The following is a 26,948-nucleotide window of genomic DNA, read 5'->3' on the forward strand; positions in this document are numbered from 1 at the left end:
TTTTCAGACTGACAGTACCTGACAATGAATCCACATTTGAGCTGCTTGATTTAGATCAAGTACCCGGATTGATACACATCATTCTCCATCATCTTCCGATCTGGTAATTTTGTGTCATTGGCAGGTGTAACACCAAAATAGAAAAAAACTGCCGTTTTTAACTTTTAACTAATAAACAATATATATGCCAAATATCGCATTAGTGGTTGGAGCAACTGGTATCACAGGGAGCAACCTTGCAGAAAAACTGATTGAAAAGGGATGGATTACCTATGGCCTCGCCCGCAATCCCAATAACATTGCAGGTCTGATTCCGATTTCGGCTGACTTACTTAATCCGGAAGAACTGGTGACAAAACTCGCTGACGTTACACCTACCCATGTTTTCTTTACGACATGGATGCGTCAGGATACAGAGGCTGAAAATATCAGGGTCAATAGCCTGATGATCAGAAATTTACTTAAAAGCCTTTCTGACAAAAAATCTGTGCAGCATGTGGCACTTGTAACAGGCTTAAAACATTATCTGGGACCATTTGAAGCGTATGCAAAAACCGGCACATTGCCAGAAACTCCTGTCCGCGAGGAGCATCCAAGGCTGGACCTGGAAAACTTCTATTATGCTCAGGAAGATGAAGTTTATGACGCATCAGCACGTGACGGGTTTACGTGGAGCATTCACAGACCACATTCGGTGATCGGAAAAGCAGTCGGCAATTTAATGAATATGGGAACGACCCTGGCGGTATACGCGTCGATTTGCAAATATACCGGGAAGCCATTTCACTTTCCGGGATCTGCCGAGCAATGGAATGGATTATCAGATGTCACAGATGCAAAAATTCTTGCCGAACACATGGTATGGGCTGCAACTACGGAGGCTGCTCACAATGAGGCCTTCAATGTTGCCAATGGTGATATATTCCGTTGGAAATGGTTGTGGGGACAAATAGCAGGATGGTTCAAAATTGAGCCGGCTGGCTTTGACGGAAATATCCATCCACTGGAATTGGAGATGAAAGATGATGGCGACATTTGGAAGCAAATCGCTGGTAAATACAATTTGAAAGAAAATGAGATCAACCGACTGGCATCTGCCTGGCACACCGACCTCGATCTGAGCCGACCTATGGAGGTTATGACGGATATGTCTAAGAGTCGCAAATTAGGGTTTACCGTGTATCAGGACACGAGAGATTCATTCTTCGACTTATTTGAAAGACTGCGAACGGAAAATTTAATTCCATAAAAAAAGATCGGCATGCGCGCGCATGCCGATCTTTCTATTATAACCCTTCGGAATATCCGTCTGATGTTTTGAATTTATCAACGGTTCCTTTCGCTTTGTCAGCTACGGAAATTACGGTATCAATGGCTTTATCAGCATAAGCATCTACAGAATCGCTTGCCCTGTTGGCTACTGTGTCAACTTTTTCTTTTACGTTATCTACAAATCCCGTAGCCTTATCTTTAGTTTTCGCCCATTGGGTTTTAAGGTCACCCGTTTTTTCGTCTGCCAGGTCCTTCAATTCCTGCCTGATTTCCTGCCCTGATTTTGGAGCATACAGTATAGCAGCAATAGCTCCAATCGCAGCTCCGATCAATAAGCCGGTAGCAAAACCCGCACCTTCGGATTCATTCGTTTCGTCATCTTCGTGGTATGATCTCATAGTTTTCGTTTTGTTGTGAGCTTTAAGATCTATATAAATCCGTGCCAGAAAACACAGAATGCCAAGATGCCATCAATAAAATCATTGTCATCTGCCGGAATTACCATTGTAATAATCCTTTTAAATTCGATTTTCTGTTACTGAAATTTTTACAAGACGGCCATTACATTAGCTATTGTTTTTCCACCTCGACTCCGTATTTTCTTTCCATTGATCGCATGGAAATCTAATACCCCATAATCTTTCGTATCATTCTACACAAAATCCTGTGCTCCACAGAATTTCCCCAGCTTTACGAAGGCACAATAATTATAATTCATTGAATAACAAGTTAAACCGCAATGCTTGTTTTATTTAAGATTAAAGTTCGATCTATACATTTAACCTTTATAGGGATGAAAATCGGGATTATTGCGCATTTGAAATATCCAATCTCAAAACCTTTTATGGGAGGTCTGGAAGCGTTTACTTATGATATCTGTCAGCGGTTACTGGCGAGGGGGCATGATGTGTTACTATATGCCTGCGCATCTTCTGACCCCATCTTAAACGTAAAACCAATTCTTTGCGAGGCAGACCACAAACCCATTACTTCTTCACGTTTTAATTCGCGTGAGTTGAGTACCGAATTTATTACCACACATCATGCCTATGTAGAAATGATGCAGGATATTGATAGCGATCAACTTGACGTGATTTTTAATAATAGCCTGAACTATGTGCCGATTATGATGTCAGCACTTGTGAAGGCACCTATGGTTACAGTTCTTCATACACCGCCTATTTTTGAGTTAAAAAACGCAATTCGACATGAACAGTCTTTTGGCAATATAAAATACATTTCCGTTTCAAAATCGAATGCGGAAAATTGGAAAAATTACGCGCCGGATTGTGCAGTTATCCCAAATGGTATTGACCTGAATACCTGGCAGTACTATCCGGAAAACAATGGCGAATATATTTTTTGGTTTGGGAGAATACATCCTGATAAGGGTTTGCATATCGCGATTCTGGCTGCCAAGGCAGCCGGGAAAAAACTAAAAATTGCAGGCGCGATCGCCGACACATTTTATTATGAAGAAGTGATTTTACCCCTCGTAGACGAGACAATTCAATTGATGGGACACTGTGATCAGAGCAGACTTAATGAACTGATCGGTAATGCGCAGGCTTGCCTGATCACACCTTGCTGGGACGAACCGTTCGGGCTGGTGGTCGCCGAATCACTTGCCTGTGGAACGCCTGTGGCAGGAATCTCACGTGGCGCTTTGCCCGATTTATTATCCAACTTAACCGGAAGATTATCTCGGAGTGAAGATATTGAACAACTCGCTGATTGTATCATTCAAGCGACAAAGCTTAACCGGAAAGATTGCCGGGACCGGGCCGAGCATTATTTTGATGTGGAGAAAATGACTGATCAGTATGAGTATGCCTTACAAGATGCCGTTAGAAATAATAAGCCAAAAGAAATGAAATTCAATGTCATTTAATTATGCGTTTTATATACATCACCATGGATCGGGCCACCTGATGCGATCGGTAGCCATTGCCAGGAATCTTCCAAGAGGAACGGTCACATTTTTAGGAAGCAGCCTGGATCGTTATCAGGATATTATCCCTGATTATATACAGTGCATTGAGTTGCCGGGTGATATGATAAACACGGATGATAAAAATGCTACTATCTTAGATTTGAATTTCCTACATTATGTCCCTATCAATTTAAAATCCGCGGCTGAGAGAACTGCGAAAATCACAGCGAGTCTGAATGCACTTTTTCCGGTACTGCTGATCGTGGACGTATCTGTTGAAGTCGCGTTACTGGCAGCGCTTACCAGCATTCCGACCGTTGTGATTCGCCAAAATGGCGATCGTGATGACCTTCCTCATCTCAGCGCCTATCAAAGTGCGCAGATGCTGATTGCGCCATGCAACCGGAAACTAATGAACCCTTCAGCCCATGAATGGGTGGATAATAAAACGTATTATTCAGGTGGTTTTTCCCGATATTCCGGCACAACGAAGTTTGCAGCTGACGTAATTCCCGGATCATTAGGCGTGATGACAGGTACGGGTGGAACCTCCTTGGGGCTTCCATTTATCAGGCAACTTGGACTATCATGTGAAACAAGCACGATTCAGGTCATCGGTGCTCTTGCAGGGAACGAAACCTTGGATCTTCCAAACAATGTCAATTTACTTGGCCCGATTCAAGATCCTATTGAACAATTTCAAATATGCGAAGTGATTATAGGAAATGCCGGCCACAATACGGTTATGGAAATGGCTGATCTGAATAAATATTTCATTTGTATTCCCGAACCCCGGCCCTTTAATGAGCAATTTGCAAAGGCAAAACTGCTTCGGGAAAATGAAATGGCCGTTGTGGTTCACCCGGATCAAATTATGAAGGGAGATTGGCAAGAAATTCTCTCCAGGGTAAAGCGTCTGCCATCCAACCGTTGGAATGGTGTTATAAATCAAGATGCTCCTGAAAAGATTTGCAACGAACTTACTTTACTTGGTAATCGACTTTTCGGTAATGGGTCAGAGAGATTTTAGCCCTAACGAAATCTCCAGCTGTGTAGGAAATGTAAGTGTTTTAATGTAGAGTTCCCCCCTCTCGATCAAACCTAGATCTTCAAATTTATTTAACCAACCTTCCATCGGCCATATTTTCCACTTCTCATGAAATGACGTTGCATTGATGATAATGTCTTCAAAATGATTTAACGGCGGATCGTAGCTCGGATGGAATTGATGGTAAGCAGTTGCGCTCGTCACAGCAATTGGTATCCCCTTCTCTCTGGACATAAACGAAAAATCTGTATCCTCCCCTCCATACCCTTGAAAAGCAGGATCAAAACCACCTATTTGATCAAAAACTTTCCTGCTGCAACCAAAATTTAGTGACCAGAAAAGTTCGTATGGGAGCGCATGTAAACCGCCACGAATGGGGTCAGCCGTGCTCAGTTCATCAAGTTTTTCGATAAACTCAGGCGTCTCAGTAGCGAACTCACGCAGATAACGAACCGGACCAGTCCATAAACAATCCTGGCACGCAAAACCTTCAAAATAAAGCCTGACTAAATTTTCAGCAGGAATACAATCAACATCCAAAAAAATCATATGTGAGCTTACCGATTGTTCTACTGCATAATTCCTTGCTTCTGCCAATGGAAGCGGACGTTCAGTAATCAGTGCGAAACTTTTGATATCAAAAAACTCGGAACGTAAATTAATGACAGGCTCATTCATGTGCACAATGATCAGTTCATCTGGCAGCATACTGTTGCGTTCAAGTCCGGCAATCAAATTCTGCAAAGCCTGGGTTCGTCCGCTCACAATGGTCAGAACGGATACTGAAGATATCATGCCTGAAATAATATTTCCCATAAATCTATTTGTTTTCTTCGTATAGTAACCTTTTGACAGCCCGTGCAATATTTAAAAACCGCCCGGGTATGTCCCAGGCGGTTTCTAAATTAACCGAAAAAAATTAAGCTGGAATTTTTCTTGGCTTTTCACGCTCCCAAAAGCGGTGCTGCGCAATGGCCATGATAAATTTATCTGTAAGTTCTTCGACATCATCAACTACAACAACACCTTCTCTCAGAACAGTTTCTTCTGAGTAATCGTCAGGAAGTTTACTGCTAAAATAGGTTGCTTCAAGCACCTGGATGGCAGCTTTATCAGCGGCAATTGCCTTGCAATGCTTGAATGCTTCGTTCAGAAAGTGAATCGCATCAGCCTCAGCTTCAAGCGTCGCGACACTGTTGGTTCCCGCCGGAACGTACACTGCATCATAAAGCACAGAGGCGGCGGTTAAAAAGCTGTGATCGACAACAATCTGCGCATCATTTTCTGCAATAATATAATTCAACCTTGGCGCTATAACTTCAACGACCGCACCGGCAGCGATCAATGCATCCTTGACAGTCGTCAATGAAATCTCGTCAACGCCATCGGCTGCAAGTATAGCCACCTTGCGGGTTTTGATACTGTCTTTAACCGTACCAGCCATACTCAATGCAGAGGAAATAGCCACGCTGCCTTCAACAATTATCGGGTCATAATCAGCAGGATCACCATCTGCCGGAATGTTATGATTCACTGGCAAAGCTGGATCTTGCGGCACTGGAAGTCTGAGCGCAAACGCAACCTCAGCAGCAAGGCCAGAGTCGATTAACGATAAAATACCAAGCATACGCTCGCGTATTGCTACCGTTTTAACTTTTCCAAGCTCGAAACTAAATGCATCGACAATGTGATTTCTTTCAGGATCCGACTGGCTGTCGAGAAATAGTTTGGCCTGGCTGAAATGATCCAGGAAACTTTTGCTTCTTGCCCGCACTTTCCGTGCTTCAATACGTTCCGGATAGCTCGTAAAACCACCCTCGGAAGCCTTGGCCTGAGCAGGAAAACCTTGTCCCAATGTATTTGGGTTATAGCTTGACTTACCTTTATCAATCGTTTGACGCATATAACCATCCCGCTGATTGTTACGAACCGGACTTATTGGACGGTTGATCGGAATCTGCTGGAAATTAGGTCCACCCAAGCGGATTAGTTGCGTATCAGTATACGAGAACAACCTACCCTGTAAAAGCGGGTCATTTGTAAAATCAATCCCGGCCACTACGTGTCCGATATGATAGGCAACCTGCTCCGTTTCTGCGAAGAAATTATCAGGATTTCGGTTCAGCGTCATTTTTCCAATGCGCTTCACAGGCACGAGTTCTTCCGGAATAAGTTTAGTCGAATCAAGAAGATCAAAATCAAATTTGAACTCGTCCTCTTCGGAAACAATCTGCACGCCAAGCTCCCATTCAGGAAAATTGCCGCTTTCAATCGCATCCCATAAATCTCTTCTGTGATAATCAGGATCTTTCCCTGAAATATTCTGTGCTTCATCCCAGGCCACCGAGTGAACGCCTAAGAGAGGCTTCCAGTGGAACTTGACAAAGCTGGATACGCCTTCTGAATTTATAAATCGGAAGGTATGTACACCAAAACCTTCCATCATCCGGTAACTTCTCGGCAGTGCCCGGTCGCTCATCGCCCACATAATCATGTGTGCAGATTCAGGCGTCAGAGAGATAAAATCCCAAAACGTATCGTGAGCCGATGCAGCCTGAGGGATCTCATTATCCGGCTCTGGCTTAACAGCATGGATCAAATCAGGAAATTTTATAGCATCCTGAATAAAGAATACTGGCATGTTATTCCCTACCAGGTCAAAATTTCCTTCATCCGTGTAAAATTTAACAGCAAATCCTCTCACGTCTCTGGCCAGATCAGTAGATCCACGTGAACCAGCGACCGTCGAAAACCTGACAAAGACAGGTGTTTCAATAGAGGTATCATTTAAAAACTGAGCTTTGGTCAAGGCTGACTGGGACTCGTACAATTTAAAGACACCGTGTGCACCTGATCCCCGGGCGTGTACAACCCTTTCAGGAATGCGCTCATGGTCAAAATGCGTAATTTTTTCTCTTAATATAAAATCCTCTAACAGTGCTGAACCACGATCCCCTGCTTTTAGAGAATTCTGGTCATCGTTAATTTTAACCCCATGATTTGTCGTCATCAGAGTTCCGGTCGCATCGACTTTGTCCGGGTTCAGGTCAACGATTTTATCATTGTCCGATTGTTCGTCCTGTTTTATTTCTTTATTTATTGCCATAACAGTTTCTTCGGTTGATTTAATATTATGCTTCGTCTGCTGCTTTGTAATTCACTTCATTTTCAGCGATTTCAGTCAGCAAAACATCTGCTTTTTTTTCTTCCTCCAAGGTTGTATTCAGAATTTCAGCAACATCGTCTAAACCTAATGTTACAGCTAGCTGCGCAAGTCCACCATAACTGGCGATTTCATAATGCTCAACCTTTTGAGAAGCCAGGATAATTCCGACATCGCGGGTAGCTGTTCCAGCATCTGTGCTTTCAATAATTCCCTCAGCCTCTTTGGAAATACCTTCCATAGCATCGCACTTTTTGGCAATGGCTTTCTCTCCGAGAAGTTCAAAGACTTGTTCCAATCTTTTGACATGGCCTTCAGTTTGTGTAAGATGCTCCTCAATTGCCGCACTTAACTTCCCTGAAGTTGCCGACTTCACCATTTTCGGAAGCGCTTTAACCAGATGGTTTTCGGCCCAATAGATGTCGCGAATCCCGTCTAAAAAAAGCTCCATCAATGCTGGCTCAGCACCAGCTGATGTTTTAGTCTTAAATTTTGGCTCAGTGCCGCTTGCGTTTTCCATTTGTTAATTGATTAAGTGTTCATGTAGGTTAACAAAATATGTACCAGTCGTTAGCACGCACTGCTTTTTAGTTTTGGATATGGCCTTAAAACAAACTTTTTGTACCCTGACGAATAGATGAGGAGGTGTACGACAATTGGAATGACAAATCAACCTTAAATGTTAACCCCACTTTATCGGAAAGTTGCTTGTATAGCGATTTATTAACGTCGTTCAATAAACTAACAATGTTAGAAACTGTTTCCGACGAATCCGGATTGACTTTTTATCTTTAAGAAAGCTTGAATTATTATGTATGTAACAGCTTCGATAATACCAAATTAAACTTGCAGGTGCAAACAACTTTTAACTATATACGTAAATATGCAAGAAAGTTTAACAGATAGTTACGAATTGATCGGATTAGATGAACTTAATACTGAATAACATTAGAAAACAAAACAATGGGCACAACGGTTTTATTTTATCAAAAGCCTTTTGCTAAGTGCTTTGATTAATACCTTTCGCCTTTCTTTGTGAAATCTTTTTTTGCAACCATTCCGGATATTGTGAATCATCTTCGGCGTCATAGACACGCAACTGCTGGTCAGGCTCAGGAATCATTAAGTCTGCCTGCTCACAACCCAGAATTTTTGCAGCTGTTTGTACACCGGAATAGGTCGCTCCGGCCACGCCATTGGCAAGTATGCTGGCACCACACAAAAACAAGTTCTCAATTTCACTTTCAGGTTTAAAAGCAAAAGCACCTATCTGCCAGAAATTTTTCTCAGTACCGTATATACAACCATTTGTGGAATCCAGATAGAACATATTGGTCAAGGGAGTACCCAATTCCTTTTGAACAATGTGGTTTCTGACGCCTGGCAGGATCTTTTCTAATCCATCAAGCATTTTCTCGACCAGTCGTTCTTTCAAAGCAAGATATTCAGCGGAATGACTTTCACTTTTAAATATATTAAAAGTCTCGTGGCCAATCAGGCTGATGACTTCAATTGTATGATTTATTCCGTCGAAACTGGTAGGATCTTTCAACGTGCTGCAATTGATAAAAAGACTATCAAACGCTCCGCCACTGTCGAGATCGGGTTTCATTTGCTCCAAATAAATTTGATCCGGATCCTTATCTGCCACAAGCCAGATATTACCAGAATCCATTCCTGCCTTCCTGACATCCATATTAACGGTTAAAAACAGCATCAGAGATGTACATGAATATTTCGTACTGCTAAGCTGCTTAAAAAGTTTAGGGCTTAGGTTATCAGCCCCCACAAGGCCGAGAAACGTTTTACCAGGATCTGTGTTTGAGATAATACGTTTGGCGTAAATTTGTTCTCCGTCTGCAAGCTCCACACCTATTGCCCGCTTCTTTTTGTCGTCTGAAAGTAAAATGCGCGTAACATTTTTACTGGTCTGTATTTCTCCTCCGTGTTTTTTTATCGCTTTTGTCATGGCCTTAACAATCGCTGCACCACCGCCCATAGGATAAAAACCACCATTGGAATAGTGATCCATCACGGCGGCATGGTATGGAAAACAGGCTTTTCCGGGCGGCAGTCCATGATCACCGCACTGGATGTTGAGCACCTTTTTCAGCAAGGGATTTTTAATATGCCAGTCTATAACTCTCTTTAAACTGAACAAACCATATTTTCCTAAATGTCTTGTTTTCCATGGGATGGTTAAATGATCCATAAAACCATTCATTTCTGAAATAGCTCCAAGCTGACTACTTACATTTTTTATCAGGTTCAGATATTTTTTCAGGCCATTTTTTTCTTCCGGAAAACGATCAGACAGCACACGATACATTTCATCATAACCAGCAGGAATATCTACACTTTCTACACCAATCCGGCAGTGTTCATATCCACTTTTGTTCATTTCAAAAAATACGAGATCATTGGCTATGCCCAAACCCTGGTAAAGCCTGCTGGTAGACTGACCATTACTGAGTTGTCCCAAATAATGAACACCGGGAGAAAAACGCTGCCCTTCAATTTGAAAGCTATGACACCATCCGCCGGGTACATTGTGCTGTTCGAGTACGAGCACTTTATGCCCTTTCCGGGCCAGACAGATTGCCGCAGAAAGTCCGCCTGCCCCAGAGCCAATAATGATTGTGTCAAATTCCATATTACAATATATACGAATTTAATGCCAGCCAGGATTTTCACCAAACAAAAATCTGGAAGCAGGGCTCGGTAATTCAATACAGGATTGCGTACAGATCATTAATATTATTCCAACTTTGATTTAATTTAAAGCCACTTCAACCTATCGTTTACTGCAATTGGTATAGTTTTAGTGCTAATTGATTTCAAAACTCAAAGCATAAAATACTAAGCAACATGGGGAATACAACTGAATATAAAGAATGGCTGTCAAATGTCAATCTGGATGACCATCAAGATGTTTATGATCTTTACAATTCAATCAATAACTACGAAACGGCAGGCAAATTTCATACGTCAAAGGAAGTTACAAACGACGGAAGCGAATATTTCGTGAAGGCAGAAGGTAACCAGGATCCTTTGCACCTTAAATCGGAGGAAGAGAAGTTTTCTTTTCTTCAATATATTGCCGAAGAATATACAGACTCAGGTGATGGTAATGTAGAAACCTGGTACAATCTGAAAAAAGAAGTTAACAAAATCGATTAAGCCTGCGGCCGTAACGGGTCCACCAACGATTTGATTTTTTACAACAATGCCTGACTTATTGGTCGGGCATTGTTTGTTTGAGGGTTAATTATTCAGACTTGACGCCATAACATACAATTTCTCCTGCGGGAACTGTCAATCGAATCGATTTGCCATTTCTAACCTCCACATTGAGCTCCTCTGGACATTCATTGGTGCCGTAAAGACAAAACATTTTGGATCCTATCGGGTGAATATTGTGATCAATAGTGACGTAAATCCTGGCTGTTGAATTATAATCCAGATTTATAACACACAAAATTTCTACATCATCCAAAATCCGTGACCAGGCGAAAACCTTGCAATATGGATCGCCCGATTCGTCAGGATAGTGAAAGTTTATTCCGTTTTCACTAACCGGACGCTGGTAAAATTTCCCGGTTATTGTTACCGGATATTTTTGCACAAATTTTTCCAATGCTGCCATTTTAGTGTCTCGGTAACTGTCAATAATATTTACCAATGCTGCCTCCCGTTCCTTTGGAAACATGCTTGCTTTAAAAGACTGCACCGGACTTGTAATTATCTGTGTCATAAGCTGCGGTATTAACAAAGTGAAGGTAAAATGTTGATGTTACAAATCATGTACCAATGCAAAAGTCATTGTAATTATGGTTGATTTTCTATTTACCATTTTCAACAAATTTTCAGTTAGCCGCCTCCAAAAATAGATTTTACATCTGCTGCGGGTAAAATTTTGATCTTATGAAAATGTATTGAATGTATATTTCAAGTAGGTTGTTGTAAAAGTCATCGGTTAGGGTTATCCCAAATTGGAAAACTGACAGGAAAATGCAACTTTTGAAAAGAAATTTTTCAACCCAAACAAACTCATGAAAAAGATAGCAATCAATGGTTTTGGCCGGATCGGACGCGCCGCACTCAAAGTAATCTTCGAAACAAATGACCTCGAACTGGTCGGTGTCAACGACCTGATGAGCATTGAAAATGCAGCTTATCTGCTGAAATATGACAGTAATTATGGAAAATACGAAAGGGAGATTAAAATTGAGGATGATACGATACTGGTTGACGGAAAACCCGTTAAATATACCAGTATAAAAAACATCGAAAGCCTACCCTGGAAAATGCTTGAAGCCGATATCGTTATTGAAAGCACAGGTATTTTTACAAACCAGGCTGATGCGGAAAAACACATCGCGGCCGGCGCAAAATTCGTAGTCATTTCTGGCCCGACGAAGGATACGCCGACGGTGGTACACGGTGTAAATACCGAGGATGGAAAAGTTGCAGTATTCTCATGTGCGAGCTGCACAACCAATAACATAAGTCCGATTATAGAAATTCTGGGCCGCAGGCTCGGTATTAAAAAAGCCATCCTCAACACGACGCACGCCTATACGGCGTCTCAAACGTTGGTTGACGCACCTTCTAAACGCGAACCTCGCATGGGACGTGCCGCCGCGACGAACCTTGCACCGGCAGCTACCGGTGCAGCAGTTGCAACGACCAAAGCTCTGCCTCAATATGCGGGAAAATTTGATGGCATCGCCGTGAGGGTACCCGTGACGGTTGGTTCAATTTCTGACATCACGTTCATTGCTGAGCGACCTACCAGTATTGAGGAAATCAACCAGATTTTGACAGAAGAATCAGCCACGCCCCGTTATGAAAAGGTCGTTTCAGTGACTGATGAACCACTGGTATCCGGCGATATCATCAAGAGTCCGTTTGCAGCAACCGTAGACCTGGAAATGACGCGCGTGGTAGACGGCGACCTGGTTAAAGTGATGGCCTGGTACGATAACGAATGGGGATTTACGAATCAAATGATCAGACAAATCCAGTCTATATAGCACGGATTGGCTCCGGCCAGTCCTAAACTCATTTATCATGAACTATTCAGAACTTGCATTTTCAGATGACATCAAGGCTATCCAGGAAAGAATGGGTAGCCGAAAAACTTATGAACGGGTTGAGAAGGCCAGTTTTGTTGATGGGCTCACAAATGTTGAAGCACGGTATATCAGCCAGCTCGACAGCTTTTACCTGGCTTCATTTGGGGAGAATGATTTTCCTTACATACAGCACCGCGGCGGACCGGCAGGTTTTATTAAAGTGATTGACGAGCAAACTATTGGCATTGTTGATTTTGGAGGAAACCGGCAATATATTTCGGTTGGGAATATTGCTAAAAATTCAAAAGTGTCACTGATCCTTCTTTCCTACCCATTGAAAGCAAGACTTAAAATTTATGCCGAGGCTGAAATTTTAGAGATCAATGATAATCCCGCTCTATACGACCTGCTCAAACCGGACGATTATAAATTCAGGCCAGAGCGCCTGATGCTTTTCCACATAAAAGCCTACGACTGGAATTGTCCGCAGCACATCACTCCCCGCTATACCCTGGCCGAAATAAATAAACTGGACGAGGCCAAGGTTGAATACATTCGCCAATTGGAACGAGAACTTGAAGTGCTGCGGGAAAGGCTTGGTCAGTCATGAACAACATTAGAGGCTAATCCCACTCCTCTGTGTTTTTGATACCGAGGGCGATTGCTTTAAATACCGGATTTTTTCCCTGCTTTTTCTGATCGCTATAATCTTTCAGCGCAGCGAGTGCAGGTTTTCTTAACAGCAATATTGCAATAATGTTTAACCAGGCCATCATGCCAACGCCGATGTCGCCAATTGCCCAGGCCAGTGCAGCTGTTTTTATAGATCCATAGAACGTTGCTGCCATAATCAGTCCGCGAAGGCCCCATACCAGCCACTTGTTATTGTCCTTTTTAAGAAGATAGCTGAGGTTGGTTTCAGCGATATAATAATATGCCATGATGGTCGTAAAAGCAAAAAACAGCAGCGCAATAGAAACAAAACCACTCCCCAGTGAGGGGAATTCCGTATTGATCGCAGCCTGTGTGTAAGCGGCACCGATGGCCATATCATGTACGTTTTCAACCAGAAACCCACCAGCCGGATTTACAACATTGTACTTTCCTGTGAAAAGGATCATCAAGGCTGTGGCTGTACATACGAATAACGTGTCAACATATACGGAAAAGGCTTGTACCAATCCCTGTTTTACCGGATGACTTGCTTCCGCCGCCGCCGCCGCATGGGGGGCAGTCCCCTGACCGGCTTCGTTCGAATAAATACCCCTTTTAACTCCCCATGAAACCGCCATTCCAAAAATTCCTGCAAAGGCAGGCTCCATATCAAACGCACTCCGAAAGATTAGCCCAAAGACCGCCGGCACCTGATCAATATTGAGCGCAATAACAATCAACGCCATTAAAATATATGCGCCTGCCATGAACGGAACGACAATTTCGGCCACTTTACCAATGCGTTTTACTCCCCCAAAAATAATTAATCCTAATAAGATCGTAACCGCTGCACCGGTTATTTCAACAGGTATATCAAATGCGCTTTTAGCACTGATGGCGATGCTATTGCTTTGTACTCCCGGAAGAAATAATGCTGTACTCAATATCGTCGCGATCGCGAACAAGGTAGCGTACCATTGAACACCAAGCCCCTTTTCAATGTAAAATGCGGGCCCTCCACGGTACTGGCCATCTTTCACCGTTTTATAAATCTGTCCAAGCGTCGCTTCGACGAACGCCGATGCGGCTCCCAGGAAAGCAATTGCCCACATCCAAAATACGGCACCGGGCCCACCCATCGCAATAGCCGTGGCGACTCCGGCAATATTTCCGGTACCAACCCTTCCTGAAATCGCTATGGCAAAAGCCTGAAACGAAGACACACCTTTTGCAGATGACTCCCCGCCAAATAACAGACTAACCATATCCTTTAAATAGCGAACCTGCAAAAAACGTGTTACGACAGAAAAGTAAATCCCAGTTGCAAGACAAAGAACGATGAGCGCGTTACTCCAAACAATATCATTGACTAAATTGACAATTTGTTCCATAGAAGATTAAAATAGGGATAGGATGTTCAGCAAATTTGGCTGATGGCGGTTAAAGTAAATATAAATATGCCAAAAAGATAGTACTGAATGTTTTTATTAGCGCAATTAATTGAAAAAGTGCTATTTTATTGTGAAGCTGTCTATTTAATGATCTCGCGACAGTCTTATTTCCGTTCTGTTCAGAGAAGGCCAGATGGCCAATCCTTATATTTCTATCGAGCAAGGAAGATCGAGCTTTCAATTATTTATTTGTTAAGTAAGCCCAAGGAATGTTGTCAACAAGTGATGCCTTATTTTCCATCGCTCAGAATATCGTTCTCAACAAACATTTTAAGGTCTTGTTTGTTTGAGATGGTTTTCTTTTCATGATGTTCCAGATGAAAATTTTCAAGCTTTTGCAGTAAATATTGAAGCGTCAGCTTCTCGGAAATTGTCAGCTTGCCGTTGATCATTTTACCAACATTACTCATATCTTTAAATACATCGTAGAGTAATACTTTTCCATCCTCAGTAATCGCAATCTGCTTGCTCCTTTTATCTTTTTCATCATCCCATTGGGTCACGAGTCCGGTTGCAATCAATCGCCGGATCACTTCCATACCTGATGTTTTTTCCTGTAAATTATAACTGATCAGTTCGGTTTTGGAAAGATGGTCATGGGTTAATAAAATTGAAAGGGCAGTAAAATCCTCAGCCGTTAACAATGGCGTGCCTTCCAATGCTTTTTTGATATACGATTTTGCGTATCGGCTCATGTTTACAAATAATCGTCCAATGTTGTTGTCAAGTTGGAAAGCTATTTCTTGTGCAGTGTTTTCATTTTTGCCAAATCTAGCCTCAACTGGCACAAAGTGCTCTTTGGATTCACTGGTCCTATGAAGCAGAAATCCGGCGAATTCCTGCACCGAAACTTCACGTCCCTTGCTCTCTTCTTCCAGTTGTTCTACAAGCGTGATTAATTGATGAATAAGCTGGTAAGATTTCATGCCAAATTAAATTATAACGACTAATAATGATTCAAAGTTACATGGTTTCCATGATTTCCAGGCTTTGCTTTTTGAACGTGGTATAGGCATTCCGGAATTTTTTATTGACGTTTCGTTGCGGAATAAAACTTTTAAACAGATTAAATGTCCTGATAAGCGTTAGTTTATAAAGCGGTAGTTTAACGTTTTTTATAGCGAGCAGGTCTGAAATTTCAGTACCTAGTAAAAAACGCATCAAACCAAGAATATCATCATCCGTCGCTTTACTTTTGTTGACTGCCAGAATGTGCGCGATAAGGGATTCAGTCAGCTCTCTGCCATGCGATGATGCGCAGAATTGTCGCCGTTTGATGGTCGCATCCAACGCATCGCCCATTTCTTGATTTTCAGGAATTAAATCCTCTTGCAGACCGGTCAGATAGCCGATTACGGCCCAGGTATGCAGAAAAGCCTCCTGATCTGATTCGCTTATACTAAAACCGAGTAGCCGTAGCCCGCGTACCACAATGAGAGAAAACGAAAGGTTGGTACCCGCCATATCTTCCTGGTTGATTGGAACACCCCAGGCATCATCCCATTTTTTACTTTGGTAAGTATAATGACGAACCGCGGCGTGCATAATCCGCACTTTTAAGATTTGCTGATACGCATTTCCATTTGGCGCAAAAGCATCAGGAGCCATCACGTCCCAGACGAATATGGCTGTATCATACAGGCGCTTTGTGGTTTGTTTTCTGATCAGTTCCGATATGTACAAAACCATGGTGCCATGGGCAGCCGTATAACAATAAGGAAGCGACAGCAGCCCGAGCAGGCTCATGATTATTTCCGAATAGCGGGTGAAAAACACGGATCCCTCCTTCATCAAACGTGCATCTGCCCATGCCGGTAATTGTTGCGATTCTTTGATGAATGCAAATCCGGGAAACATGGTGCTTAATGATTCAACAGTATTTTCTCCGCTTCCAGTAGTCATCCACTTTTGTAACTGGATTTTCTTTAAGGGATCGGCAAAAACTGCTTTAATGAAGTCATCCGCTGGCTGATCGCCCAATAATCTTTTTCTATCTAAAAGTTCGTCACTATATATTTTGTGATCAGCCATAAGTTAAAACGTTGAGCTAAGTATTGCCTCGGCCGCCAATCTTCCACTTTTCATCGCAGCGTTGATCGAACCATTCATTAAATAATCACCACACACAAAGCAGTTTGGATATAACTTTTTGACCTGAGGATTCGGCTCATTTGTTACCTGATCATCATTAGGCAAGGCGTAAGGAATGTGATAAGTTCTAAGATGTTTCCAGTCAATTGCCTCCGGAAACCAAGTCTGCATTTCACGAACTGCCTTAGTCTGAAGTTCAGAACTGTCAACACTGGAATGATCTCCAATAAATGAAAGAGAAATCAAAGAATCTCCATTTTTTGAGTATGCCGGCGAAACCTGATTCATTACAGCAATATTGTTCACCAGTTTTCCGGGCAGCGTATTTAAGGCAATTAAGGGCTTTGGAAAGGGTTGGCCGGGCGAGGTGAAATACATATTCGTAACAGAATGATAAGAATTCACCGACTGCTGAAATGGTTTCGGCAAATTTAGCTGATCTGTCGCAATAAGAATTTTCTCCGCTTGGTACACGGATCCAGTTAAAGTCTTAACCGTGTTCCCATCAATTTCTGTCACTTTTTGATGAAAAATTAATTCCTGAACTGACAGGTCACGAGCCAGCTGTAATGGGATCATTCCCATACCTTTTGCAGGAACCGCAGCGTCGCCTTCACTAAACATCTTAAAGACAAACTCAAACATGCGACTTGACGTGCTTAGTTTGTCTTCAAGAAAAATACCCGACATGAAAGGTTTAAAGAACTGATTCATCATCCGGACACTAAACCCAGCATTTTCCAGATAAGCCAATGTAGTGGTTTGTTCTTCCGAAAAAATCTCTTCAATGCCTTTTCCGGCAAGTTTTATTTTCAGTCCGAGCATCCGAATTTTATCTCCAAGCGTGCCGGCAGATGAGCGCAAAGTACTGATTAAAGTACCTGGTTGTCGTAGCGGATCGCCGATTCGTGTGGTGCCGTTTTCGTTCAATATTAATGCACCCGGATCAAATTTGCGCAGATCAAGGGCATCGTAATCCAGAAATCTTTTTGTCTCGGGATATGCAGTTAGCAATACCTGGAATCCACGGTCAAGCAAAAAACCATCCACTTCATCTGTACGGACCCGTCCTCCCACCTGATCAGAAGCTTCCAGGATTTTTATAGATTTACCAGCTGCGTTCAACACTTTTGCAGCCGTTAATCCCGCCAACCCTGCGCCTATAATGATCACATCCGTTTTATTATTATTCATGAAAGGAAAAGTTTAACTCGATATGGATATTCCTACACTTTTAGCACTTACGGCATCAAACTGTTTTCAGTTTACCCATACCTCCATCAATTCCGATGACCTGTCCGGTAACCCAGCCGCTATGCTCAGATAGCAAAAATGCAATCGCCTGGCTAATATCTTCTGGCTGACCAAATTTTCCCAGCGGATGCCTTTTCGCAGATGCTTCGCGTTTTTCAGGAGTACTTAGCAAACTTTGGGCCATGGGCGTATCCGTTAAAGAAGGAGCAACCACATTCACACGTATTTGCTGCGCTGCCAGTTCAGCGGCCAGCGCCAGTGCCAGACCTTCCACTCCACCTTTCGCTGCTGATATACTGGCATGATAGGGCAAACCGGTTTTAGCGGCCACAGAACTAATCAGAACTATTGAGGCGCCAGCAGCATTTTTTAACTGTTTGAGCGATTGCTGAATGATTTGAACAGCTCCCAGCACATTGATGCGATAATCATTTAAGAAGTCATCTGTTGAAAGCCTGTTAAATGGTTTCAGATTGATGCTGCCCACAGAATAAACCAGCCCGTGCAATTGTTCAGGCAAAAATTCGACCATCGGACCAAGCTCACCCGTTACGTCACCTTGCAGATGTTTAACACCCTGAGGCAGATCAACATGCTCAGATCGTGAAATAACATAAACAGCCGCATCGTTTTCGTGTAAAAATTTAACAAGGGACAAACCAATACCTGAACTTCCCCCAACTACGAGTATATTTTTCCCTTTAAAATTCATTATCCAATATATTTTAGAAATTCATTTTTGGTTTCAACATTTAAAAATTGCCCGCAATATTCAGCTGTCATCGTCGTACTGCCGGAATCTTTGACGCCCCGACTGGATACACAGTGATGATACGCGTCGATAACAACAGCCACATCCTCAGTGCCGAGCGCTTCTTTCATTAAATTCGCAATTTGAATTGTCAGCCTTTCCTGGACCTGAGGCCTTTGTGAGCAATATTGCACAATCCTGTTCAATTTTGACAGACCAATTACCTGACCGTTACTGATGTAAGCCACATGTGCTTTTCCTACGATCGGTACAAAATGATGCTCACAATTGCTGAATACGGCAATGTTTCGCTCGACGAGCATTTGATTGTAATGATAGGCATTTTTAAAAAGCGTGGGCTCTGGTTTGTTGGCCGGATTTAGTCCGCTGAATATCTCTTTCACATACATTTTAGCCACCCGCTTTGGCGTGTCCCGCAAACTATCGTCATCCAGATCCATGCCCAAAACCTCCATGATGCCGGCAAAATGCTTGGCGATCAGTTCTATTTTGGTATCGTCATCAAGCTCAAATGCGTCGGATCTCATCGGCGTGTCAAACGACGAACCGTGGTGTCCTTCCTCATATTCGAGCACATTTTTATCATTCGTTTGTTCAAATATGATTTTGTTATTTAACATGAAGTTATTTGTAATTTAAGTTAATCTATCTGGTCACATGCGGTATTGCATTTCGTATTTAATCTGGCTTACATTTATCCATATCACCTTTATATCACATTCAATTTATATCTGATCAGGGAATCAAACATCAGCAAGAATTTTTGACCATTGGAAACTCTGATGCGTTCTGACATTACCTGATTCGCCGGAACTCTCGTGATTTTAAGTAACAATTGCCGGTAATAGACATATGCCAGATAAACCCCTTTTCGACATGAGGCTGGCAATTCCCGGATACCACTTAAGGCCTCGTCAAACTCATTGATAATTTCCTGTTCAATTGTCCGCTTATTTTCATCAGAAAATGACGATAAATTGATATCCGGAAAATAACTTCGGTTCAATTGCTGATAATCTGCCTGCAAATCCCTTAAAAAATTAACTTTCTGAAATGCAGAGCCCAACTTCATAGCAGGAACTTTCAACCGGTCAAATTCCTGTTGGTCGCCGTTTGTGAATACATGCAGGCACATGAGACCCACCACCTGTGCGGATCCCATAATGTACTCGTTATACTTGTCATGCGTATACGACTGCTCGTCCAAATCCATTTCCATACTTTTCAGAAATTGCCGGATCAGGTCATGCTCGATATTAAATTTGTTGACCACCTCCTGAAATGAATTAATAACAGGATTGGTACTGATACCCCGCTCTATCGACTTAAAACAATCCGCGGAAAATTCGGCAAGCAATACGGATTTGGGATAATCGTGAAAACTGTCAACAATTTCATCTGCAAGCCTCACAAAACCGTAAATAGCATGGATGTGGTCGCGTAATTCTTTACTGAAAAAAAATATCCCAAGCGAAAAACTGGTACTGTAAAGCCGTGTTGTTTCTCTGCTACATGTTGCAGAGAGCTTATCAAATTTTGCTTTCATTATTTAAGTTTGATGTATCGGACGATGGTTTTTGCCTGTCTGTCGCCATCGTCTTTATAACAGATCACGGCAAACGCGTTCGGATCGATCTATCGCAATCCTTTCAACACGGCATTTTTAAGGTTACAGTAATTTTCGACATCATCCCTTTATTTTTCAAAGTAATACAATATTATACTATTTTTTAAATATTAGTACAAATTTATACTTAATCAAAATAATAAGATGATTAAACGATGCACGGTAAATTAGCATCGCTCAGTTCCGCAGATGCCTGCCTTACATTAACTTATATCCCGTAATATTATGCTTGTTTCAAATGTTGTATAATTTTTAGCGTTTCGTCAATCAAGAAAAATTAAAAAGAAAAACCGGCCCGTAACGTCAGACGGTTAAAATCTTCTTTTTTCTCAATTCCCAGCTGCTGAACAGAAGAACGCTGAAAACGGTAACCTGCTGAGATCGTAAATCCGGTATTGTTGTTAAACAAAATTTTCAGACCGATCCCTGCTGCCATCGTCGGTCCTCCGCCAAAACGAACGCTGTCGACATCGTTGGAAGTGGCATTAAATCCGTGACCTCCTTCAATGAAATAAAAAGGCAGTTTATCTCCGGTATTAATAAAATCTCCACGGACACTCAAAACGACAGGAACGAAAGTTTGCACGGCATAAAGGTCAGCACCAAGTCCAAGTCCGGTATAAAGCCACTGGTTAAATTTATATCCATTGGTCGTCTGGAAAGAAAATGCGGAAGTTGTCACGCCATTCGATGCACGGTTGCTCATCGCCAGCGGCCCAAGCTCAGTATAGTGAACAAAACCCTTTTGTTTGTATCTAATATTGGGATTGACGTACTTTTCATTTTCTATTTTTTCAACCTCATCTGTCAGAAATGTAAGTATGCTTTTGTCGAACATTTCCAGCCTGACGGCAGGTTGCTCTTCCAGCAACGTGCCTTTCATGATTGAGCCATTTTTCAGAAAAACCCGCACATATCGATTTGTTTGTCCGAAAGTGCAGGCGGTAAAGTACAGGATAAAAATAAATGTCAGTGTTAAAGTGTTTTTCATGTTGTGGTGGTATTAATGTAAGGGATAATCAGTTATCCAACCAGACTTTAAATTCCGGACTTCTTTCCCTGCTCACATATGTATTTTGTTCGAACGGAGGTTTGAGAAATACCTGAAGTCGACTGGATAACAGCGCCTTGACCTTTTGAATAGATTGTATTCTGGCGATAATTTTTCTGTTTATCCTGAAAAACAGGTGCGGATCCAGCAGCTCTTCAAGGCTTTCCAGATTATAGTCTACCAAATATTTACGCCCCTCCGACGTCACCAGATACACCACTTTATCATCAGCGTAAAAATAGGCCACCTCGTCTATATTTTTGTAAAGGATCGTATCCGCATATTTGACCAAAAAACGGTGTTTATATTTTTTACTGAAAGACAACATATTCTCTTCGATCCTTTTGATATCGGCCAGAGAAATTCCACCACGACTTTCATTCAGATTCCGGTATTTGATCAGCGCATTCTGAAGTTCGTTTTTATCCAGTGGTTTTAAAAGGTAATCGATGCTGTTCAGTTTAAAAGCCTGCAAGGCATATTGGTCGTAGGCGGTTGTAAAAATAACCGGGCATTTTACAGAAAGACGCTCGAAAAGACGGAAACATAGGCCGTCTGACAAATGAATATCAAGTAATAACAGATCCGGCTCCGGATTTTTACCCAACCAGAATACTGCTTCCTCAATGGATTCCAGGGTATCGAGAACTTCAATGTCAGGATCAAATTCCCGTAAAAGTTGTGATGCTCTTTTGGCGGAGAGCGCCTCATCTTCCAGTATAAGAACTTTCATGGGTTAGGTTCTAAATTTCAAACAATTTTAAGAAAAAATCATGGCTCAAAAAAGGAGGCATGCGTTGGCCTGATCAGTGGTATGGTAACGCTGAATTTCTCAGAGGTCTGTTTTACTTCAAGCCCATGCTGTCCCAGAAACTCGTATCGTTGCGTTATGTTATTTAGTCCAAGCCCTGTTGATTCCTGATCATCAGCCAGTTTTAACTGAAGATTATTTCTAACCGTTATCGTTTCGTTATCCAGACAAAGGATCTCCACATGAAGTGGTTTGTTTTTACCGATCACATTGTGTTTGACCGCGTTTTCTACAAGCATTTGCAGGGAAACAGGCACGATAAAAGCCGACTGGCAATCCTTATCAACGTTAATCGTAAAGATCAAACCGGACTCAAATCGGGTTTTAAGTAAATAAAGGTAAGATTCAATAAAATTTAATTCCTCTTTCAGTTCAATAATTTCCTTTTCCGGGCTTTTCAGCACATATCTGTAAACCCTAGAAAACTGCCGCACAAATTCAACCGAGGCATTTGCATCCATCGGTATCAAAGCACTCAGCACGCTAAGATTATTGAACAGAAAATGCGGATTAACCTGATTTTTAAGCGCCTGCAATTGCGCCTGGCTGCTGATCCGTTTATAATTTTCTACTTCCTGGTTGCTTCGTTCAAGTTGCTGGTGATATAGAAAGATAACGTTAATTGTGTTTAAAAAAAGATTGACCCGAAAACTGAACATCAGAAGCAACTTCATAGGAAGAATCCAGTCCATCCAATTATGCGATATGGTGTAATAGGAGGTAATTCCACCGAAAAGCATCGTTGCAACAAACACTGCCAGTATGCTACCTCCGAAACTATAACTGATTCTTTTCCAGAATGATTTTATTTCCAGGGTCGCCAGAAAATTGTCCAGCATACGGTTCCCTTCCCAGATCGCGATGGTCAAAACCAGAAATAGAAGAAAAATCACCGGCTTGGGTGTGACGATCGGATAATGCTCAAACGATTCTACCAGCAAGGTATTCAGAAATGAATATCCTCCCAGCAAAATCATAAACAAAAAGCGGTACCTGATCGAGAACATAGCGACGTATAGTAACAATAAAAAAACATTGGTAAACTACCTAAATTCAGATCGTTTACCAATGTTAAGCAACAGTTTTATTATGGCATCAAAACTTTGTCAATAACGTGCACGACGCCGTTGGTAGCCAAAATATTAGCTGCCGTGATATTCGAAGCACCGCTTGTCGTACCTACCACTTTCGCTCCGCCAGTCAGATTGAAGGTAAGCTTGCCGGCTGTATTGGCAGTTGCTACTTCGCCTGTAACGTTCGGAAGATCTGTGGAGAACACACGGCCAGGCACAACATGATAAAGCAAAACATTTGTCAAAAGTGTTTTGTTAGCCGGATCAAGTAAAGTGGCTTTCGGTGTTGTCTTGTATAACTCAGTAAATGCAGCGTTGGTTGGAGCAAAAACGGTCAGTCCATTAGCAGAAGCCGTAGAAAGGGCTGTTGCCACCGCAGGATCAGCTGCCAGGACTAGTGAAACCAGCTCTGAAAAATCAGTGTTAGCCTGGGCCACCTGCACCAATGATTGCGTTGGCGGCACGATGACATTATCAATTACGTGAATCACACCGTTTGAGGCATCCACATCTGTAGCGATAACTTTGATGTTACCATTGATAAAAACACCGTCGGCATTTTTTGACAGATAAATGTCGTTGTTGGCATTGACCGTTTTAACGGTTCCACTTTTGACATCCGCTGCCTTCACTTCGCCACTTACTACGTGCGTTGTCAAAATAGGAGTCAGCGCGTCTTTTGTCAATCCATCCAAGCTTGTAATACCAGCTTTTGTAAACGCCGCATTATTAGGAGCGAATACCGTGAACGGGCCTGTTCCCTGTAATGTTGTAACCAGCTCTGCTTTGGTTACTGCGGCAACAAGTGTCGAGAATTGCGCATCTCCGGACGCAACAGCTACGATATTCCCAACTGCTGGCGTTTGCGGCATATCATCGTCGTCGTCGTCACTACAGGAAACGATCGTTGTAGCCAATGCGGCAGCCAGAAAATACATACTCAATCTGTTCAATCTGCTAAATGATTTCATGGTAAAAAGGTTAATTATTGTGGACTAATTTATTTAGTTACTTTCAATAACCTGCCTGGCTATTTTTTAATTGTTGCATCACAACCGAACAGAACAAAGGCGGGAGTGAAACATCAGTTTTAAAGGAGTGAACGGTCGAAGTAAGATCTGGCGTAGATGTGCCCGGAAGTAATGTTATTCATTTGCAAGCCTTAAAATACCACTTCACCCCAGCAATCCTACGCTTGCCCGCTTTTCTGTTAGCGAAATCACATGCAACTGACAAAATTTGGCAAATCGATAATCAAGAAGAACATGAAAAACTATCTATTGCTCCTAATTTCGTTTTTAGCATTCCCGCCTTTAATGGCCCAGCAACTTATGCAGACGGTGCGCGGAACCATCCGTGATGAGGTAACAAATTCACCTGTAATCGGGGCATCCATCGTACTTATTCAGGAGGAAGGACAAAAGCCGATAGGGGCCATTACTGATATTAACGGCGAGTTTAAGATCACTGGTGTCCCAACAGGAAGGCAATCTTTCCGGATTACATCTGTTGGCTATGAAGAAAATCGAATTTCCAACGTGATCGTCACTGCGGGCAAAGAAGTTATTACCAGTCTCACATTGACTGAAACGGTGCGGTCACTCGACGAAGTGGTAATTTCCGCAGACAGAAAAAATGATAAAACCAAAACCAATAATGAGCTTGCGCTTGTCGGTGGCCGCTCATTCAATATTGACGATACCAAACGCTACGCCGGTGCTTTGGGCGACCCCTCACGGATGGCGGCAAACTTCGCTGGTGTGATATCGGGCAACGATTCGAGGAACGACATTGTGGTCCGCGGCAACTCCCCTACCGGAATGTTATGGCAACTGGAAGGACTTAACATCCCAAACCCAAACCATTTTGGTTCCCTTGGAAGCACGGGCGGGCCCGTGAGTTTGCTGAATAATAACACATTGGACAAGTCTGACTTTATTACCAGTGCTTTTCCATCGCAATATGGCAACGCCCTGTCAGGAGTGTTTGACCTGCGCATGCGTGAGGGCAACAACCAGAAGCATGAATTTCTGGGACAGATTGGGTTTAATGGTTTTGAAGCCGGCGCTGAAGGGCCGCTTTCCAGAAATTCGAAAGCCTCTTATCTGGTCAATTACCGATATTCCACGCTTGGTCTCTTTAAGGCCCTGGGTATTGAGTTTGGAACAGGAAGTGCTATTCCAAATTACCAGGACCTGAATTTCAAGGTATCAGTACCCACTGGAAAAAAAGGTAAACTTTCTGTTTTCGGAATACTGGGTCAAAGTGATGTGGACTTTCTCGGTAATGATGTGGACACAACCGACACTAATTTGTATGGAAACGAAAATGAAAACACCAGGGTCAAGTTCAGAACAAACATTCTCGGGCTCAGTTATGAATACAATGTTTCTCCCAAAACATTTACCAAATTTACCGTTGGGACTAGCAATACCGACCAAAAATTCAGCGGAGATTCTATAAGTGTCGTCACTCGTGAGGCATTTGCAAGTGGTGAAGCCAGATTTAAGACAAGAAAAACTTCTGCAATCTTGCATGTAAGACACAAAGTTAATGCCAAACACAGTCTCTACGCTGGAATTACAACAGATCTGCTCAACTTTGACCTTTATAACCGGGATATTTACGACGGAGGTCGCTTTGATACGGTGCGGGTGAACGTCAACGGGGAGAATACCCTCCTGACCCAGGCTTACGGGCAATGGAAATATAGAATGAACAGAAATCTGCAATTAACAGCCGGACTTCATGCGCAGCATTACAGCCTGAATGACAACTTTGCCCTTGAACCTCGTTTCGGTTTACAATACACATTCAGTCAGGGACAATCGCTTAGTTTGGGATATGGATTAAACAGTCAGGCCCAAAATATTTACACCTATTTCGTACAAACAAAAACTGAAAGAGGTGTAATTAACAGCAATAAGGGCCTTGATTTTACCAGAAGCCATCATTTTTCAATAGGTTATGAAAACCGACTGGCGGAGAACCTGCTGCTAAAAGTTGAACCTTATTTTCAGGCTTTGTATGACGTCCCGGTAGAAAGAAGAAGCTCCTCATATTCAACCTTAAACACGGGCAGCACTTTTGCGACGGACGACGAAGATAGCCTCGTTAACGCGGGAACCGGCAGGAACATTGGAATTGAACTGACGTTGGAAAAATATTTCAGCCAGGGTTATTATTTTCTGGTAACTTCCTCGCTGTTTGATTCCAAATACAAAGGAAGTGATGGTGTCGAGCGAAACACTGCTTTCAACAGCCGGTATGTTGTCAATCTGCTTGCAGGGAAAGAAATTAAAGTTGGGCGTAACCGGAATGGCATACTAAGCGCAAGTATAAAAACCTCGTTCGTTGGCGGGAGATACACATCGCCACTAAACCTTGAAGCATCCCGCAAAAGAGGAGAAGCCGTTTACGATGAGAGCCAGGCATATTCGCAAAAACAGGATGCTTATTTCCGCACAGATTTGAGACTTGCTTACCGAAAAGAAATGCGTAGAAGCACACTCGAAGTAGCGGTTGATCTGCAAAATGTGAGTGCCAACAAAAACATTTTTCAGCAAACATACAACCCAAGAACAAACAGCATCGCGACGGAATACCAGCAGGGATTCTTCCCTGTACCGATGGTAAGGTTCACTTTCTGAAACATTTATTATCTTTATTT

24 protein-coding genes are annotated in these 26,948 nt (G+C 42.4%); 7 read left to right on the forward strand and 17 right to left on the reverse strand.

All coding sequences use genetic code 11. The annotated features are described in order from the left end of the window. Window positions 1-184: 184 nt before the first annotated feature. Window positions 185-1,249, forward strand: a complete 1,065-nt coding sequence (locus tag AC1XUO_RS08530) for an SDR family oxidoreductase (protein WP_483329347.1) — start codon at window positions 185-187, stop codon at window positions 1,247-1,249. 37 nt (window positions 1,250-1,286) lie between these two features. Here the strand turns inward: AC1XUO_RS08530 and AC1XUO_RS08535 are convergent, their stop codons facing one another. Beyond that, entirely contained in the window at window positions 1,287-1,670 is a 384-nt protein-coding gene (locus AC1XUO_RS08535) for a YtxH domain-containing protein (protein ID WP_483329348.1), read from the reverse strand. Between the two features lie 395 nt (window positions 1,671-2,065). Here AC1XUO_RS08535 and AC1XUO_RS08540 point away from each other — a divergent pair, with 395 nt between their 5' ends. Next, complete coding sequence (locus AC1XUO_RS08540; RefSeq protein WP_483329349.1) at window positions 2,066-3,163, forward strand: glycosyltransferase; 1,098 nt, start codon at window positions 2,066-2,068, stop codon at window positions 3,161-3,163. Continuing rightward, complete coding sequence (locus AC1XUO_RS08545) at window positions 3,153-4,235, forward strand: glycosyltransferase (protein ID WP_483329350.1); 1,083 nt, start codon at window positions 3,153-3,155, stop codon at window positions 4,233-4,235. Before AC1XUO_RS08540 ends, AC1XUO_RS08545 begins: the two co-directional genes overlap by 11 nt. Here AC1XUO_RS08545 and AC1XUO_RS08550 read toward each other — a convergent pair. From AC1XUO_RS08550 to AC1XUO_RS08565, 4 genes are all read right to left on the reverse strand, one after another. Next, a complete protein-coding gene (locus tag AC1XUO_RS08550) occupies window positions 4,221-5,069 on the reverse strand; it encodes a glycosyltransferase family 2 protein (protein WP_483329351.1) in 849 nt (282 codons plus the stop codon). The genes AC1XUO_RS08545 and AC1XUO_RS08550 overlap by 15 nt on opposite strands. A gap of 103 nt (window positions 5,070-5,172) precedes the next feature. Further along, window positions 5,173-7,359 (reverse strand): catalase, encoded by a 2,187-nt coding sequence (locus tag AC1XUO_RS08555; RefSeq protein ID WP_483329352.1) that lies wholly within the window; start codon window positions 7,357-7,359, stop codon window positions 5,173-5,175. A 25-nt stretch (window positions 7,360-7,384) separates the two neighbouring features. Further along, on the reverse strand, window positions 7,385-7,936 hold the full coding sequence (locus AC1XUO_RS08560; protein ID WP_483329353.1) for a YciE/YciF ferroxidase family protein: 552 nt from the start codon (window positions 7,934-7,936) through the stop codon (window positions 7,385-7,387). A gap of 480 nt (window positions 7,937-8,416) precedes the next feature. After that, entirely contained in the window at window positions 8,417-10,069 is a 1,653-nt protein-coding gene (locus tag AC1XUO_RS08565; RefSeq protein WP_483329354.1) for a phytoene desaturase family protein, read from the reverse strand. A gap of 215 nt (window positions 10,070-10,284) precedes the next feature. Between AC1XUO_RS08565 and AC1XUO_RS08570 the strand changes: the two genes are divergently transcribed. Beyond that, window positions 10,285-10,596 carry a hypothetical protein gene (locus AC1XUO_RS08570; protein ID WP_483329355.1) on the forward strand — a complete coding sequence of 104 codons (312 nt, stop codon included), beginning with the start codon at window positions 10,285-10,287 and terminating at the stop codon, window positions 10,594-10,596. A gap of 88 nt (window positions 10,597-10,684) precedes the next feature. On the opposite strand, the gene AC1XUO_RS08575 is transcribed toward AC1XUO_RS08570, so the two are convergent. Next, on the reverse strand, window positions 10,685-11,170 hold the full coding sequence (locus AC1XUO_RS08575) for a hypothetical protein (protein WP_483329356.1): 486 nt from the start codon (window positions 11,168-11,170) through the stop codon (window positions 10,685-10,687). A gap of 298 nt (window positions 11,171-11,468) precedes the next feature. On the opposite strand from AC1XUO_RS08575, the gene AC1XUO_RS08580 reads away from it, so the two are divergent. Together AC1XUO_RS08580 and AC1XUO_RS08585 are read left to right on the forward strand one after the other, a co-directional pair. Then, window positions 11,469-12,452: a type I glyceraldehyde-3-phosphate dehydrogenase gene (locus AC1XUO_RS08580; RefSeq protein ID WP_483329357.1), complete on the forward strand. Its 984-nt coding sequence runs from the start codon at window positions 11,469-11,471 to the stop codon at window positions 12,450-12,452. Between the two features lie 37 nt (window positions 12,453-12,489). Then, window positions 12,490-13,104, forward strand: coding sequence for a pyridoxamine 5'-phosphate oxidase family protein (locus AC1XUO_RS08585; RefSeq protein WP_483329358.1), 615 nt, complete (start codon window positions 12,490-12,492; stop codon window positions 13,102-13,104). A 13-nt stretch (window positions 13,105-13,117) separates the two neighbouring features. Here AC1XUO_RS08585 and AC1XUO_RS08590 read toward each other — a convergent pair whose 3' ends face one another. The 11 genes from AC1XUO_RS08590 to AC1XUO_RS08640 form a co-directional block, all read right to left on the reverse strand. Further along, window positions 13,118-14,539 carry an alanine/glycine:cation symporter family protein gene (locus AC1XUO_RS08590; protein WP_483329359.1) on the reverse strand — a complete coding sequence of 474 codons (1,422 nt, stop codon included), beginning with the start codon at window positions 14,537-14,539 and terminating at the stop codon, window positions 13,118-13,120. Window positions 14,540-14,829: 290 nt separating this feature from the next. Next, entirely contained in the window at window positions 14,830-15,525 is a 696-nt protein-coding gene (locus tag AC1XUO_RS08595; protein ID WP_483329360.1) for a MarR family winged helix-turn-helix transcriptional regulator, read from the reverse strand. Between the two features lie 37 nt (window positions 15,526-15,562). Further along, the gene (locus AC1XUO_RS08600; protein WP_483329361.1) at window positions 15,563-16,630 is read right to left on the reverse strand and encodes an oxygenase MpaB family protein; all 1,068 of its coding nucleotides are present in this window, start codon (window positions 16,628-16,630) and stop codon (window positions 15,563-15,565) included. Window positions 16,631-16,633: 3 nt separating this feature from the next. Beyond that, window positions 16,634-17,884 (reverse strand): NAD(P)/FAD-dependent oxidoreductase, encoded by a 1,251-nt coding sequence (locus AC1XUO_RS08605; protein WP_483329362.1) that lies wholly within the window; start codon window positions 17,882-17,884, stop codon window positions 16,634-16,636. 55 nt (window positions 17,885-17,939) lie between these two features. Beyond that, window positions 17,940-18,656, reverse strand: a complete 717-nt coding sequence (locus AC1XUO_RS08610; protein WP_483329363.1) for an SDR family NAD(P)-dependent oxidoreductase — start codon at window positions 18,654-18,656, stop codon at window positions 17,940-17,942. Further along, entirely contained in the window at window positions 18,656-19,336 is a 681-nt protein-coding gene (folE, locus tag AC1XUO_RS08615) for a GTP cyclohydrolase I FolE (protein ID WP_483329364.1), read from the reverse strand. Before folE ends, AC1XUO_RS08610 begins: the two co-directional genes overlap by 1 nt. 89 nt (window positions 19,337-19,425) lie before the next feature. Continuing rightward, window positions 19,426-20,262: a phytoene/squalene synthase family protein gene (locus AC1XUO_RS08620; protein WP_483329365.1), complete on the reverse strand. Its 837-nt coding sequence runs from the start codon at window positions 20,260-20,262 to the stop codon at window positions 19,426-19,428. Window positions 20,263-20,620: 358 nt separating this feature from the next. Beyond that, on the reverse strand, window positions 20,621-21,334 hold the full coding sequence (locus tag AC1XUO_RS08625; RefSeq protein ID WP_483329366.1) for a hypothetical protein: 714 nt from the start codon (window positions 21,332-21,334) through the stop codon (window positions 20,621-20,623). A 28-nt stretch (window positions 21,335-21,362) separates the two neighbouring features. Beyond that, the gene (locus AC1XUO_RS08630) at window positions 21,363-22,127 is read right to left on the reverse strand and encodes a LytR/AlgR family response regulator transcription factor (RefSeq protein ID WP_483329367.1); all 765 of its coding nucleotides are present in this window, start codon (window positions 22,125-22,127) and stop codon (window positions 21,363-21,365) included. 38 nt (window positions 22,128-22,165) lie between these two features. Continuing rightward, on the reverse strand, window positions 22,166-23,212 hold the full coding sequence (locus tag AC1XUO_RS08635; RefSeq protein ID WP_483329368.1) for a sensor histidine kinase: 1,047 nt from the start codon (window positions 23,210-23,212) through the stop codon (window positions 22,166-22,168). A gap of 80 nt (window positions 23,213-23,292) precedes the next feature. After that, on the reverse strand, window positions 23,293-24,249 hold the full coding sequence (locus AC1XUO_RS08640) for a fasciclin domain-containing protein (protein ID WP_483329369.1): 957 nt from the start codon (window positions 24,247-24,249) through the stop codon (window positions 23,293-23,295). A 294-nt stretch (window positions 24,250-24,543) separates the two neighbouring features. Here AC1XUO_RS08640 and AC1XUO_RS08645 point away from each other — a divergent pair, with 294 nt between their 5' ends. After that, window positions 24,544-26,928 carry a TonB-dependent receptor gene (locus AC1XUO_RS08645; RefSeq protein WP_483329370.1) on the forward strand — a complete coding sequence of 795 codons (2,385 nt, stop codon included), beginning with the start codon at window positions 24,544-24,546 and terminating at the stop codon, window positions 26,926-26,928. The last annotated feature ends 20 nt before the right edge of the window (window positions 26,929-26,948 follow it).

Source organism: Dyadobacter sp. HNCC25DJ186, from assembly GCF_056895235.1.

Excerpts from the sequence above, each read along its gene's own strand:
- AC1XUO_RS08530 (WP_483329347.1), top strand. The coding sequence starts at position 185 with ATGCCAAATATCGCATTAGTGGTTGGAGCAACTGGTATCACAGGGAGC.
- AC1XUO_RS08535 (WP_483329348.1), bottom strand. The coding sequence starts at position 1,670 with ATGAGATCATACCACGAAGATGACGAAACGAATGAATCCGAAGGTGCG.
- AC1XUO_RS08540 (WP_483329349.1), top strand. The coding sequence starts at position 2,066 with ATGAAAATCGGGATTATTGCGCATTTGAAATATCCAATCTCAAAACCT.
- AC1XUO_RS08545 (WP_483329350.1), top strand. The coding sequence starts at position 3,153 with ATGTCATTTAATTATGCGTTTTATATACATCACCATGGATCGGGCCAC.
- AC1XUO_RS08550 (WP_483329351.1), bottom strand. The coding sequence starts at position 5,069 with ATGGGAAATATTATTTCAGGCATGATATCTTCAGTATCCGTTCTGACC.
- AC1XUO_RS08555 (WP_483329352.1), bottom strand. The coding sequence starts at position 7,359 with ATGGCAATAAATAAAGAAATAAAACAGGACGAACAATCGGACAATGAT.
- AC1XUO_RS08560 (WP_483329353.1), bottom strand. The coding sequence starts at position 7,936 with ATGGAAAACGCAAGCGGCACTGAGCCAAAATTTAAGACTAAAACATCA.
- AC1XUO_RS08565 (WP_483329354.1), bottom strand. The coding sequence starts at position 10,069 with ATGGAATTTGACACAATCATTATTGGCTCTGGGGCAGGCGGACTTTCT.
- AC1XUO_RS08570 (WP_483329355.1), top strand. The coding sequence starts at position 10,285 with ATGGGGAATACAACTGAATATAAAGAATGGCTGTCAAATGTCAATCTG.
- AC1XUO_RS08575 (WP_483329356.1), bottom strand. The coding sequence starts at position 11,170 with ATGACACAGATAATTACAAGTCCGGTGCAGTCTTTTAAAGCAAGCATG.
- AC1XUO_RS08580 (WP_483329357.1), top strand. The coding sequence starts at position 11,469 with ATGAAAAAGATAGCAATCAATGGTTTTGGCCGGATCGGACGCGCCGCA.
- AC1XUO_RS08585 (WP_483329358.1), top strand. The coding sequence starts at position 12,490 with ATGAACTATTCAGAACTTGCATTTTCAGATGACATCAAGGCTATCCAG.
- AC1XUO_RS08590 (WP_483329359.1), bottom strand. The coding sequence starts at position 14,539 with ATGGAACAAATTGTCAATTTAGTCAATGATATTGTTTGGAGTAACGCG.
- AC1XUO_RS08595 (WP_483329360.1), bottom strand. The coding sequence starts at position 15,525 with ATGAAATCTTACCAGCTTATTCATCAATTAATCACGCTTGTAGAACAA.
- AC1XUO_RS08600 (WP_483329361.1), bottom strand. The coding sequence starts at position 16,630 with ATGGCTGATCACAAAATATATAGTGACGAACTTTTAGATAGAAAAAGA.
- AC1XUO_RS08605 (WP_483329362.1), bottom strand. The coding sequence starts at position 17,884 with ATGAATAATAATAAAACGGATGTGATCATTATAGGCGCAGGGTTGGCG.
- AC1XUO_RS08610 (WP_483329363.1), bottom strand. The coding sequence starts at position 18,656 with ATGAATTTTAAAGGGAAAAATATACTCGTAGTTGGGGGAAGTTCAGGT.
- folE (WP_483329364.1), bottom strand. The coding sequence starts at position 19,336 with ATGTTAAATAACAAAATCATATTTGAACAAACGAATGATAAAAATGTG.
- AC1XUO_RS08620 (WP_483329365.1), bottom strand. The coding sequence starts at position 20,262 with ATGAAAGCAAAATTTGATAAGCTCTCTGCAACATGTAGCAGAGAAACA.
- AC1XUO_RS08625 (WP_483329366.1), bottom strand. The coding sequence starts at position 21,334 with ATGAAAAACACTTTAACACTGACATTTATTTTTATCCTGTACTTTACC.
- AC1XUO_RS08630 (WP_483329367.1), bottom strand. The coding sequence starts at position 22,127 with ATGAAAGTTCTTATACTGGAAGATGAGGCGCTCTCCGCCAAAAGAGCA.
- AC1XUO_RS08635 (WP_483329368.1), bottom strand. The coding sequence starts at position 23,212 with ATGTTCTCGATCAGGTACCGCTTTTTGTTTATGATTTTGCTGGGAGGA.
- AC1XUO_RS08640 (WP_483329369.1), bottom strand. The coding sequence starts at position 24,249 with ATGAAATCATTTAGCAGATTGAACAGATTGAGTATGTATTTTCTGGCT.
- AC1XUO_RS08645 (WP_483329370.1), top strand. The coding sequence starts at position 24,544 with ATGAAAAACTATCTATTGCTCCTAATTTCGTTTTTAGCATTCCCGCCT.